The organism is Marinomonas epiphytica (assembly GCF_054780655.1).
In genome coordinates this window covers 1-12,263 of the sequence record NZ_BAAGVX010000006.1, presented here as the reverse complement: position 1 = coordinate 12,263, position 12,263 = coordinate 1, and the positions used below count along the sequence as shown (strand labels likewise).

Annotated in this window: 11 protein-coding genes; 2 read left to right on the top strand and 9 right to left on the bottom strand. The window is 44.1% G+C overall.

What is annotated here, in order from left to right; genetic code table 11:
- Positions 1–70 precede the first annotated feature (70 nt).
- Both prpC and prpD read left to right on the top strand, forming a co-directional pair.
- Positions 71–1,201: a bifunctional 2-methylcitrate synthase/citrate synthase gene (prpC, locus tag ACYVGZ_RS02925; protein WP_460750968.1), complete on the top strand. Its 1,131-nt coding sequence runs from the start codon at positions 71–73 to the stop codon at positions 1,199–1,201.
- Positions 1,202–1,292: 91 nt separating this feature from the next.
- The gene (gene prpD / locus ACYVGZ_RS02920; protein ID WP_460750966.1) at positions 1,293–2,777 is read left to right on the top strand and encodes a 2-methylcitrate dehydratase; all 1,485 of its coding nucleotides are present in this window, start codon (positions 1,293–1,295) and stop codon (positions 2,775–2,777) included.
- Positions 2,778–2,873: 96 nt separating this feature from the next.
- Here prpD and sthA read toward each other — a convergent pair whose 3' ends face one another.
- From sthA to ACYVGZ_RS02875, 9 genes are read right to left on the bottom strand one after another with little or no spacing between them, the layout of a single operon-like run.
- The gene (gene sthA, locus ACYVGZ_RS02915; protein WP_460750963.1) at positions 2,874–4,268 is read right to left on the bottom strand and encodes a Si-specific NAD(P)(+) transhydrogenase; all 1,395 of its coding nucleotides are present in this window, start codon (positions 4,266–4,268) and stop codon (positions 2,874–2,876) included.
- 22 nt (positions 4,269–4,290) lie between these two features.
- Complete coding sequence (gene nqrM, locus ACYVGZ_RS02910) at positions 4,291–4,524, bottom strand: (Na+)-NQR maturation NqrM (protein ID WP_460750961.1); 234 nt, start codon at positions 4,522–4,524, stop codon at positions 4,291–4,293.
- Between the two features lie 21 nt (positions 4,525–4,545).
- Positions 4,546–5,559, bottom strand: coding sequence for an FAD:protein FMN transferase (locus ACYVGZ_RS02905; protein ID WP_460750958.1), 1,014 nt, complete (start codon positions 5,557–5,559; stop codon positions 4,546–4,548).
- 60 nt (positions 5,560–5,619) lie between these two features.
- The gene (nqrF, locus tag ACYVGZ_RS02900) at positions 5,620–6,846 is read right to left on the bottom strand and encodes an NADH:ubiquinone reductase (Na(+)-transporting) subunit F (RefSeq protein ID WP_460750956.1); all 1,227 of its coding nucleotides are present in this window, start codon (positions 6,844–6,846) and stop codon (positions 5,620–5,622) included.
- A gap of 42 nt (positions 6,847–6,888) precedes the next feature.
- A complete protein-coding gene (gene nqrE / locus ACYVGZ_RS02895; RefSeq protein WP_460750953.1) occupies positions 6,889–7,497 on the bottom strand; it encodes an NADH:ubiquinone reductase (Na(+)-transporting) subunit E in 609 nt (202 codons plus the stop codon).
- Positions 7,498–8,160 (bottom strand): NADH:ubiquinone reductase (Na(+)-transporting) subunit D, encoded by a 663-nt coding sequence (locus ACYVGZ_RS02890; protein WP_460750951.1) that lies wholly within the window; start codon positions 8,158–8,160, stop codon positions 7,498–7,500. It abuts the gene before it with no gap.
- The gene (locus tag ACYVGZ_RS02885) at positions 8,160–8,957 is read right to left on the bottom strand and encodes a Na(+)-translocating NADH-quinone reductase subunit C (protein ID WP_460750948.1); all 798 of its coding nucleotides are present in this window, start codon (positions 8,955–8,957) and stop codon (positions 8,160–8,162) included. The genes ACYVGZ_RS02890 and ACYVGZ_RS02885 overlap by 1 nt, the downstream gene beginning before the upstream one ends.
- Positions 8,950–10,146: an NADH:ubiquinone reductase (Na(+)-transporting) subunit B gene (locus tag ACYVGZ_RS02880; RefSeq protein WP_460750946.1), complete on the bottom strand. Its 1,197-nt coding sequence runs from the start codon at positions 10,144–10,146 to the stop codon at positions 8,950–8,952. Before ACYVGZ_RS02880 ends, ACYVGZ_RS02885 begins: the two co-directional genes overlap by 8 nt.
- A 3-nt stretch (positions 10,147–10,149) precedes the next feature.
- Entirely contained in the window at positions 10,150–11,490 is a 1,341-nt protein-coding gene (locus tag ACYVGZ_RS02875) for a Na(+)-translocating NADH-quinone reductase subunit A (protein ID WP_460750943.1), read from the bottom strand.
- Between the last annotated feature and the right edge of the window lie 773 nt (positions 11,491–12,263).

Here is a 12,263-nt window from a genome sequence, read left to right as displayed (position 1 = left end):
TAAGTAACCCCAGTGGCCAATGCATACTGGCCACTTACTATCTCACTAACAATAAAAATGGAGATATCGAATGGTTAGCAAAACATTATCAGGAGCCGGTTTGCGGGGACAAAGCGCTGGGCAGACCGCACTTTGTACTGTTGGCAAAACAGGATCAGGATTGACCTATCGAGGCTATGACATTGAAGAGCTGTCTGAAAAAGCTTGCTTTGAGGAAGTGGCCTATTTATTACTCTATAACAAGCTACCGAATCAGCAAGAGTTAACAGATTATAAAGCCCGTTTAATGAGGTTACGCTCACTTCCAGCCGCTCTCAAAGCTGCCTTGGAACTGATTCCTCAAGACACTCACCCCATGGACGTGATGCGTACAGGTTGCTCATTTTTAGGCAACTTGGAACCAGAAATCGATTTCGATGGCCAGTTTGATGCAGCCGACCGATTAGTGGCCAGCTTGCCTGCCATTATTTTGTACTGGTATCGATTCAGCCATGAGGGCGTTCGAATTGATACCACCAACTCACAAGTTGATAGTTTAGCCGCCCACTTTTTAACCATGTTACACGACGAAGCGCCTTCGCCTTTACATGAAAAAGTCATGAATGCTTCACTGATTTTATACGCCGAGCACGAGTTCAACGCCTCAACTTTTACTGCCAGAGTTTGTGCTTCTACCTTATCGGATATGCATTCGTGCATCACTGGAGGCATTGGCAGTTTACGGGGGCCGCTACATGGTGGCGCCAATGAAGCTGCCATGGATATGATTGACCCTTGGCAATCTGCCGACGAAGCAGAAGAAGCCATTCTCAAAAAGCTCGCAAATAAAGAAAAAATAATGGGCTTTGGACATGCCATTTACCGAGAACGTGATCCACGTAACGACATCATTAAAAAGTGGTCTAAAAAACTGTCCGAAGAAGTTGGTGACTCTCACTTATACGCAGTTTCTGAACGCTGCGAAAGTGTCATGTGGCGCGAAAAGAAACTTTTCTGTAACGCAGATTTTTTTCATGCCAGTGCTTATCGTTTTATGGGCATTCCAACAAAGCTATTTACGCCTATTTTTGTCTGCTCTCGCGTTACAGGTTGGGCTGCCCACGTCATGGAGCAAAGAGCCAACAACCGCATTATTCGACCAAGTGCGGATTATACCGGACCGGAAACAGCCCAATGGCAAGCCATAGAAAAAAGAGCCTAATGGCGGCATAAATTTTTAAACATTTAAATTTTTAGGGTTTTCCCCTATTCAAATCCCCATTCATGGGATATGACTAATTAAAGGAACCATCATGAGTGCAAACGTTGATTTAAACAATCGCCCTGAATACGACAAAGTCATCCAAGATATTGCTGACTATGTAATGAATTATAAAATTAGTAGCCAAGAAGCGTTAGATACCGCTCGCAACTGCTTAATGGACACGTTAGGTTGTGGCTTATTAGCACTGCGCTTCCCTGAATGTACTAAACATTTAGGTCCCATGGTTCAAGGCACCAGCGTACCTAACGGTGCCCGTGTTCCCGGCACCTCTTTCACTCTTGACCCAGTGAAAGCAGCTTGGGATATCGGCTGTATTATTCGTTGGTTGGATTACAATGACACTTGGCTTGCCGCAGAATGGGGACACCCTTCCGATAACCTAGGTGGCATCTTGGCAGTCGCTGACCATTTATCGCAAGTGAGAGTTTCCCATGGGGAAGCACCACTGACAATGCGCGAGGTTCTGGAAGCCATGGTTATGGCCCATGAGATTCAAGGCGTTATTGCGTTAGAGAACTCCTTCAACCGTGTTGGCCTTTGTCACGTACTATTAGTTCGCATTGCTTCTACCGCTGTCGTTGCCAAAATGATGGGCGGGGATCGCGAACAAATTATGGCCGCTATTTCTCAAGCTTGGGTAGACGGTTCTGCTCTTCGCACTTACCGCCACGCTCCCAATGCAGGTTCACGTAAATCCTGGGCAGCTGGCGATGCAACTTCCCGCGCTGTTCGCTTAGCAGATATGTCTCTACGTGGCGAGATGGGCATTCCTGGAGTATTAACAGCACCTCAATGGGGCTTTTATGATGTATCCTTCTCGAAAACAAATAAAGACCAAGCCTTAAAAGCACCTGAAGACCGTCAATTTAAATTCAGCCAAGATTATGGCTCCTATGTCATGGAAAACGTGCTCTTTAAGATTTCGTTCCCAGCTGAGTTTCATTCACAAACAGCAGCCGAAGCCGCTGTAACTCTTCACCCACAAGTGAAAGATCGTTTAAATGAAATTGAAAAAATTGTCATTCGCACTCACGAGTCGGCTATCCGTATCATCTCTAAAGTGGGTCCATTAGCAAACGCAGCTGACCGTGACCACTGCTTGCAATATATGACCGCTGTCCCACTGGCTTTTGGTAACCTTGTAGCTGAACATTATGAAGACGACTTCCATGCAGCCAACCCAATTATTGACGAGCTAAGAGACAAAATGGAGATTGTTGAAGACGAACGCTTCACTCGAGAATACTTAGAGGCCGACAAACGCTCTATTGCCAATGCCATTCAAGTGTTCTTTAAAGATGGTTCTTCAACAGAGGAAGTGGTCGTTGAATACCCTGTAGGGCATCGCCGCCGTCGTGCTGAAGGCATCCCACTGCTGGAGCAAAAATTCCAAGCTAACTTAGCCACTCGCTTCCCTAGTGGTCGTAGCCAACAGATATTTAATCTTTGCAAGAACCAACCTGAGCTGGAGCAAACACCAGTCCATAAATTCATGGATCTGTTTGTCATATAAAGAAAATAGGCTCTTAATAGCTAATAAGAGCCTGTTACTTTAAAAAATGATACAAAAAAAGCGCCTCAGGCGCTTTTTTTAGATCATGAGGAAGGATTAAAAAACTCGGTTAAAGCCGTTTAATGCCGCTACACGATAAGCTTCAGCCATAGTCGGGTAGTTAAATGTGGTATTTAAGAAGTACTTTAAGGTGTTTTGCTCACCTGGTTGCTTCATAATTGCTTGACCGATATGAACGATCTCGGAGGCTTGGTCACCGAAACAGTGAATACCTAAAATCTCCAACGTTTCTCTATGGAAAAGAATTTTCAGCATACCAACGGCTTCGCCTGTGATCTGGGCGCGAGCAGTGTTTTTAAAGAAGGCACGGCCTACTTCGTAAGGCACTTTCTCTGCGGTCAATTCCGCCTCATTTTTACCGACTGAGCTGATTTCAGGAATCGTGTAGATACCTGTTGGCACTTCGCTAATAAACTCCCCACCTTCTGCACCAAACATGTTTGCAGCAGCAGCACGGCCTTGATCATAAGCAGCGCTAGCAAGGCTAGGCCAACCAATCACATCCCCCACTGCATAAACATTTTCAACCTGAGTCTGGTAAGTATCATTTACAGCTAATTGACCACGGCTGTTCACCTCAAGGCCGATTTCTTCAAGCCCTAAGTTGTTAGTATTACCAGAACGGCCATTACAGAACAATAAAGCATCAGCACGTAGCTTTTTACCTGATACCATGTTCACTACGACACCACGCTCATTGGTTTCAACTGACTCATAAGTTTCGTTATCACGAATCAGTACGCCGTTATCACGTAAGTGGTAACTTAAGGCATCGGTAATTTCATCGTCTAGGAAACTCAAAAGCTTCTTAGCAGGGTTAATAAGCTCAACTCGAACACCTAAACCACAGAAGATCGAAGCATACTCACAACCAATGACACCGGCACCGTAGATAATCAAAGAGCGCGGCGTATGACTTAGACTCAAGATTGTATCTGAGCAGTAAATTCGCGGATGATTAAAATCGATATTTGTTGGGCGATAAGGACGAGACCCCGTGGCAACAACCACTTTATCGGCAACCAGAAGCTCAGGACCGCGCTCATAAGTATTTACTTCAATGGTCTTTTCATCTTTGAACTTACCGCGACCAAAAAATACATCAATACGGTTACGAGCATAGTATTCAGTGCGCCCCATGACTTGCTTATCGATCACTTTATTTGCGCGATCAAGCACTTTAGGGAAAGAGAACCAGCGTGGCTCACCAATATCACGGAACATAGGGTTAGTGTTAAACGCGATGATCTCTTTTACGGCGTGACGCAAGGCCTTGGACGGGATAGTACCAAGATGAGTACAGCTACCACCAACCTTAGGGTTTGCTTCAACTACCGCAACTCTTTTGCCAGCCTTGGCTGCGTTCATTGCAGCACCTTCACCACCAGGCCCTGTGCCTAGTACTACGACATCGTAATGTCTAGTCGTCATAATTGCCCCTTAAAAAATCAAATTATTTAGATGCGTCGTAAAAATCTGCGCTAACCTTAGCATCATGCTTTGCTTTCTTAGTCTCTTTTTCGCATTTTCCTTTGTCGCCACCGCAAATATCGCAGGCAACTTCCATACCCAGAGCACTCATGCCACCACAAGAACCCGAAATAGGTTTTCTACCCATCAAAACACCTACTGCCATGGCAGCCACTAACGCGAGCATTAATGCGAAAGCTAAAACAATTGTTAACATGTATCACCTCAAAACGTTTAATTAATCTATATAAGCTTGAAAAGCCGTGGCGACCCGCTCTTCATAGCCAAAATCTGTCTTAACCAGTAGATACGCAGCAACCCCATTTTGTTCCGCAAATGCCAAACCTTTTTCTGGGCCCAATACGGTAATGGCTGTTGCCAAGCCATCTGCCATGGTTGCTGTTTTATCAATGACCGTTACCGACACTAATCGATGGGTTACGGGTTTTCCTGTAATAGGGTTTATGGTGTGCGAATAACGCACCCCATTTTTTTCAAAGTAATTTCTGTAGTCCCCAGATGTTGCTATGGCAACATCGTTCGCCGCAACAATTCTTTCGGCAATAGAATGACCACCTGCAGGACTCTCGATCGCAACTTTCCAAGGGGTATCGTCTTCTTTTTTGCCCTTGGAGCGAATTTCACCACCCACCTCAACGAGATAACTGGTGACACCATGAGATTCTAAAACACTAGCAACTTGGTCAACCCCATAGCCTTTTGCAATGGAGGACAAATCAATGTAAACATTTTTCTCTTTGGTTAAGCTCAGACCATCTAATTTAATAGACTGGTACCCAACTCGCTGTTTTGCTTGAGCAATTTCAGCGCCAGTAGGAACCTTATCTTCACGCTTACCAGGACCAAAGCCCCATAAATTCACTAATGGACCAACGGTAACATCGTATTCACCTTGACTCATTTGACTGATTAGAAGCGCTTTGTCGACCACATAGGCCAAACTCTCACTAACGCTCATGCTTTCACCTGGCGCGGATTTATTTAGCAAAGATAACTCAGAGCTAGGGTCATAAGTAGACATTTGTTTGTTTACTAACAATAAGGCATTGTCTACATCAGCTTTCAAATCCCAAGGATTATCCAACCCTTCAATCGTATAAAACTTAACGGTGTACGTGGTCCCCATTGTGGGGCCAGAGAAGCTCACCAATTCAGGTGTAAAACCCGCCAGCCGATAAACGACTAATAAAGCAAGCAGTAAAATACCTGGTAATAATATTTTTTTACGCATATCGCCTATCTTTCAAAACAAAATAAAGACCCACCAGAGGTGGGCCTTTATTTTCACACATTAACCACCGAAATCGTCCAGTAGAATGTTTTCTTTTTCTACACCAAGGTCTTCAAGCATCTTAATAACCGATGCGTTCATCATTGGAGGCCCACACATATAGAACTCACAATCTTCTGGTGCTGGGTGATCTTTTAGGTAATTTTCATACAACACATTGTGGATGAAACCTGTTTTACCTTCCCAATTATCTTCTGGCTGAGGATCAGACAAGGCTAGGTGCCATTCAAAGTTGTCGTTTTCTTCTTGTAGCATATCGTACTCATCCATGTAGAAAGCTTCACGCATACTACGAGCACCATACCAGAAAGACATTTTACGCTTCGACTTAAGACGCTTAAGCTGGTCGAAGATGTGAGAACGCATTGGCGCCATACCTGCACCACCGCCCACAAATACCATTTCCGCGTCAGTATCTTTAGCAAAAAACTCACCGAATGGACCGTATACTTTGATCTTATCGCCTGGCTTCAAGCTGAATACGTAAGAAGACATTTGTCCTGGTGGTAGATCGTCTTTACCCGGTGGTGGCGAAGCAATACGAATATTAAACTTAACCAAGCCTTTCTCTTCTGGATAGTTCGCCATTGAGTACGCACGGATAACCGTTTCATCAACCTTAGAAGTAAACTTCCATAGGTTAAATTTATCCCAATCACCACGGTATTCTTCTTCAATATCAAAGTCTTTGTAGTGAACCGTATGAGCAGGCGCTTCAAGCTGTACATAACCACCAGCACGGAAGTCTACGTTCTCCCCTTCTGGAAGTTTCAGCGTCAGCTCTTTGATGAAAGTGGCTACGTTTGGATTAGACTCAACAGTACAATCCCAAGCTTTTACACCAAATACTTCTTCAGGAACTTCTACGTCCATATCCTGCTTAACTGCAACCTGACAAGAAAGGCGGTAACCTTCTTTCTCATCACGACGAGTGAAGTGAGATTGCTCAGTCGACAGCATAGAGCCGCCACCGTTCATTACTTTACATTTACACTGGGCACAAGTACCACCGCCACCACAAGCAGACGACAAGAAGATGCCGCTGTTTGCTAGGGTTTGTAATAGTTTACCGCCAGCTGGGGCTGTGATTTCTTTTTCACCATTGATGCGGATAGTCACGTCACCAGTACTTACTAAGCGTGCACGGGCAGCAAGAATGATTGCTACCAATGCTAGTACAATGGCTGTGAACATCACGACACCTAGAATAATTTCTAAGTTGACCATGTTAGTTAAACCTTATTCTTGATTGTCCAACTGAACAGCTTATTAAAGCTGAACACCAGAAAATGACATAAAGCCCAAGCTCATTAGACCAACAGTGATAAATGTGATACCAAGACCACGTAACCCTGCAGGTACATCTGAGTATTTAAGCTTTTCACGAATACCAGCCAGCGCCGCAATCGCTAACGCCCAACCAACACCGGCACCGACACCATATACAATACTTTCACTGAAGTTGTAATCACGCTCTACCATGAACAAAGACGCACCCATGATGGCACAGTTCACAGTGATAAGAGGTAAGAATACACCCAAAGCGTTGTAAAGCGCAGGCATGTATTTATCTAATGTCATTTCCAAAATCTGAACCACTGCGGCAATTACACCAATGTAGCTTAACAAACCTAGGAAACTTAGATCGACGCCAGGTAGACCGGCCCATTCTAAAGCACCATCGACTAAAAGATTTTGGTACAAGAGGTTGTTCAAAGGTACGGTAATAGCCAGTACTACGACAACAGCAATACCTAGACCAATTGCCGTTTCAACCTTTTTAGATAAAGCCAAAAAGGTACACATACCCAAGAAGAAGGCCAAAGCCATGTTTTCAACGAAAACAGCTTTGATGAATAGGCTAATAAAATGTTCCATTTACAGCGCCTCCTGAGCACGTGAGTTAGGTGCAATCTTAAATTCAGGCTCTTCAACTTGCTCTTTCTTATAAGCACGTAGAGCCCAAATAACCAAACCGATTACAAAGAATGCACTTGGTGGAAGAAGCATCAAGCCATTTGGTTGATACCAGCCACCGTTTTGAACTGTAGCAAATATTTCCACACCAAATAATTTACCTGCACCCAATAGCTCTCTGAAGAAAGCCACGATGATCAGCATAGCACTGTAGCCTAAACCGTTACCGATACCGTCTAGGAAACTCATTGCAGGGCCATTCTTCATTGCGAAGGCTTCTGCACGCCCCATTACGATACAGTTCGTGATGATCAAACCAACGAATACAGACAACTGCTTAGAAATTTCGTAGGCAAAAGCTTTCAGCACTTGGTCAACCACAATTACCAAAGAGGCAATAATGATCATTTGTACAATGATACGAATACTGTTTGGTATGTGGCTACGAATGACCGCAATGAACAAGTTAGAAAAAGCCGTTACCATGGTTAAAGCTATCGCCATAACCAAGCTCACACTCAAACTACTTGTAACCGCCAAGGCGGAACAAATACCCAAAATTTGTAGGGCAATTGGGTTATTCGAAAGAATAGGTCCAAATAGGACGTCTTTTACATTCGACATTATTGAACTCCTTCGCTACGTAGTGTTGATAAGAAAGGACCAAAACCTTCTTCACCTAACCAGTATTGAACAAGGTTAGTGACACCACGACTCGTCAGTGTGGCACCGGACAATCCGTCTACTTTATGCATGGCTTGAGGGTCTGCACTGTCTACACCGCCTTTAGCCAAAGCAATAACTGCTTCACCTTGGTCGTTGTATACTTTTTTGCCTTCCCACAATGCTTTCCAGTTCGGGTTATCAACTTCACCACCTAGCCCTGGAGTTTCGGCTTGATCATAGAAACCAAAACCAATGACTGTATCGAAGTCGTTTTCTAATGCGATGAAACCGTACATAGTAGACCAAAGTCCGTAACCATGTACCGGAAGAATGATACGCTCGATATCACCTTGCTCTGTTTTCACCATGTAAACCGTAGCAAATTTAGCACGACGCTTAATGCTTGCCGGATCGTTTTCCAACGCTACAGATAAAGCAGGATCTTTCGCAGCAGCTTGCTGATTGTAAGTCGCAACATCAATACCCGCAGCATCTAGCTCTTGCTCAGTAGCAAAAGAGCCAGTCGCCATGTTCACTAAGCGCGTATCTACGGTGGAGAAAATCTCGTCAATAGACTTATTAGCTTCTAGCATGCCTGCGGCAGACAGAATGTTACGCTTACGGTCTAAATCTTTGTTGGTGTTCTGAATTGGCTTCAGGCCAACAGCCGCTGCCGCAACAAAAATGGAACAAACCAAACATAGAGAAAGAGCAACTATAATGGTCTTTTTAATACTATCGTTACTGCTAGCCATTGCGTGCAATCCTCCGTTTAATGTTCGCTTGAACAATGAAGTGATCAATAAAAGGTGAGAACAAGTTAGCAAATAAGATTGCCAACATCATACCTTCTGGGTAAGCCGGGTTGATCACTCGGATTAAGACAACCATGATACCGATCAAAGCACCGTAGAACCATTTACCACGGTTCGTCATGGATGCTGATACAGGGTCTGTCGCCATGTACATCATACCGAAGGCAAATCCACCTAATACAAGGTGCCAGTACCAAGGCGTTGAAAACATTGGGTTAGTATCTGAGCCTATTGCATTAAACAACATAGACGTCAGTACCATACCTAGCATCACACCAGCCACTATGCGCCAAGCAGCAATTCGCATGATCAACAGTGCGCCACCGCCAATCAAAATTGCCAGTGTCGAAGTTTCACCCATTGACCCCTGAATGAAGCCAAAGAAAGCATCAGACCAAGCCATTGTTAGACCAGCAACACCGTCTGCTGCTAGTTGGCTAAGGGCCGTAGCACCAGAGAAGCCGTCTACTGCAGTCCATACCGCATCACCAGACATAGACGCTGGGTAAGCAAAGAATAGGAACGCACGGCCAGCCAATGCAGGGTTAAGGAAGTTTTTACCCGTACCACCGAACACTTCTTTCGCCAATACCACACCGAAAGTGATACCTAACGCCACCTGCCATAAAGGCACTGTTGCAGGCAAGGAAAGAGAGAACAAGATAGAGGTTACAAAGAAGCCTTCGTTTACTTCGTGCTTACGCACAGCAGCAAACAATACTTCCCAGAAGCCACCAACAACGAAAGTGACAAGATAAACAGGCAAGAAGTAACTTGCACCATAGATCATGTTATCCCAAACACTTGAGACATCGTAGTTAGTCAAAGCTCCGATAATACCATGACGCCAAGAGTCAGCAGGTGCTACCCCCATTGCATCGATAGCCATGTTTGCTTGGTAACCGATGTTGTACATACCAAAGAACATTGCCGGGAAGGTACACATCCATACCAAGATCATGATGCGTTTCATGTCTACCGCATCACGTACATGAGAGCCGTTTTTCGTTACAGCGCTTGGACGGTAAAAGATTGTATCTACCGCTTCAAAAAGTGCATACCACTTTTCGTATTTACCACCTGTATGAAATTCAGGTTCGATTTTGTCGAGTACTTTTCTAAGCCCCATGGATTAACCCTCTTTCTCGATTAGAGTCAGACAATCACGAAGAATCGGGCCATATTCGAACTTACCAGAACAGCTGTAAGTACATAACGCTAAATCTTCTTCGTCTAATTCAAGCGCACCCAGTTTCTGAGCTTGCTCGGTATCATTCACTACCAATGAACGTAACAGTTGTGTTGGTAGGATATCCAATGGCATTAGTCCTTCAAAGTTACCAAGTGGCAACATAGTACGATCACTACCATTTGTTGTGGTGGACATGGCGAACGATTTTTTACCTAGTAGTTTTGAGATAAATACATTCAATACTGAGTGTTTCTCAAAACCTGCACGCAGGTAATGCATCATTTGACGCTCACGACCTTCTTCAAGAACAGATACCTGATTATGGTAACGCCCAAGGAAGGCAAAAGGACCAAAAGCGTTGCGACCAGACAAAACAGAACCTGAAATCACACGTTTTTCACCTTCAGCTGCAACTTCATTGGCAACTAGGTCTGTCAAGCTGGCACCTAACTGAGTGCGAACAAGGCGAGGCTTGTTCACTTTTGGACCAGCAAGAGCAACGACACGCTCAACACTAAGCTCACCAGTAACAAACAATTTACCAATAGCCACAACATCTTGGTAATTAATAGACCAAACTGTTTTGCTGTCGCTTACAGGGTCTAAAAAGTGAATATGTGTACCAGCCAAACCTGCAGGATGCACGCCAGAGAATTCCTCTACTTGCACATCAGAAGTGGTTGGAATTTTAGCGCCCGCTTCTTTACACAAGAAAACTTTACCTTGTGTTAAACGAGTTAATACCGTTAAACCATCAGCAAAAGCTTCTGCCTGATCCTCTAGTACCACTTCAGGAGAAGCTGCAAGAGGGTTCGTATCAATCGCAGTTACAAAAATAGAATTAGGTACACTGTCGACTTCTGGCACTTTAGAGAACGGACGAGTACGCAATGCAGTCCATAAACCAGAGTCTACCAAATTGTTTACAACTTGATCGCGCTCTAGGCCTTTTAACTCAGAGCCTGCAAAGCTAGCAAACGTTTCAGCGTCAGAACCTTCAACTTTAATGACGACAGATTGAAGCACGCGCTTAGCACCACGATTAACCGCAACAACCGTTCCGGCAGCTGGGGCTGTGTACTTAACACCGGCCGTTTTCTTATCTGTAAAGATAACCTGGCCTTTTTTAACTTTATCGCCTTCCTGCACTTGCATGGTCGGTTTCATACCATGGTAGTCAGGACCGATCACTGCAACAGTTTTCGTTACTGCAGCATCTTCAATCACTTGATTGGGGGCGCCAGAGATCGGAAGATCCAGGCCTTTTGTAATTTTATACATATGTTCTGCCCAACAATAAATTGAACACAAAAGCGTAATGTGCCTGCTTATTACCCCCCTCCGGGAAAACATGCATAAGCTTTCGGCCTGATTTTGACCGACAACACAAACTCACTTCACCAAAAAACCGAGGTATTATAGAGGTCATTAAGTGTCTTGACTACTCTATGACAAAGTCTTTGCAGCGCTCCTTGCAAATTGTTTGAGGTGTTTTTGTTTTTTTCTTACTTTTTAGTGCAAAAAACGCACAAAAACACTTAAGCAACACACAACAACAAAAACACATCAAATCCCCCCTAACCAAGACACCCACCTTTACTCACTTTCAAACATCCTCAAACAAGACCATCCTCAAACAAGACAGCCATACTTAAAATCAACCCTCCCAAGCAAGACAGCCATTCTTAAAATCAGCCATACTTAAAATCACTCAAATTACTAACCCTAGAGCCAAAACTACTTTCTAATTTATATTCAGAGAGGGGTATACGAGAAAGAAATAGGAAATTTATGGGGTGCGCAGCGTAAAATTAAGAGAGAACGACGAAGTATCGCCTTCTTCTTTATTCTGGGGCAGAAAGGTTCGGCATTTGATACTAGAAAATATTGCTGAACTGCTTTTAAGCAAGCAATTTCACCTGTTCTTTGTTAGGTTTTCGGCGTCGATGATGCTGTTGGCAATAGTAATCTATGGCATATTCATGCCCCACTATGCGGCCAGTTTTAATCTCAAACTGCGTCGCAATACACAGCCAATTTTCTGAAGCAATGTT

Excerpts from the sequence above, each read along its gene's own strand:
- nqrF (WP_460750956.1), bottom strand. The coding sequence starts at position 6,846 with ATGGTCAACTTAGAAATTATTCTAGGTGTCGTGATGTTCACAGCCATT.
- ACYVGZ_RS02875 (WP_460750943.1), bottom strand. The coding sequence starts at position 11,490 with ATGTATAAAATTACAAAAGGCCTGGATCTTCCGATCTCTGGCGCCCCC.
- ACYVGZ_RS02905 (WP_460750958.1), bottom strand. The coding sequence starts at position 5,559 with ATGCGTAAAAAAATATTATTACCAGGTATTTTACTGCTTGCTTTATTA.
- ACYVGZ_RS02880 (WP_460750946.1), bottom strand. The coding sequence starts at position 10,146 with ATGGGGCTTAGAAAAGTACTCGACAAAATCGAACCTGAATTTCATACA.
- prpD (WP_460750966.1), top strand. The coding sequence starts at position 1,293 with ATGAGTGCAAACGTTGATTTAAACAATCGCCCTGAATACGACAAAGTC.
- prpC (WP_460750968.1), top strand. The coding sequence starts at position 71 with ATGGTTAGCAAAACATTATCAGGAGCCGGTTTGCGGGGACAAAGCGCT.
- ACYVGZ_RS02885 (WP_460750948.1), bottom strand. The coding sequence starts at position 8,957 with ATGGCTAGCAGTAACGATAGTATTAAAAAGACCATTATAGTTGCTCTT.
- ACYVGZ_RS02890 (WP_460750951.1), bottom strand. The coding sequence starts at position 8,160 with ATGTCGAATGTAAAAGACGTCCTATTTGGACCTATTCTTTCGAATAAC.
- nqrE (WP_460750953.1), bottom strand. The coding sequence starts at position 7,497 with ATGGAACATTTTATTAGCCTATTCATCAAAGCTGTTTTCGTTGAAAAC.
- sthA (WP_460750963.1), bottom strand. The coding sequence starts at position 4,268 with ATGACGACTAGACATTACGATGTCGTAGTACTAGGCACAGGGCCTGGT.
- nqrM (WP_460750961.1), bottom strand. The coding sequence starts at position 4,524 with ATGTTAACAATTGTTTTAGCTTTCGCATTAATGCTCGCGTTAGTGGCT.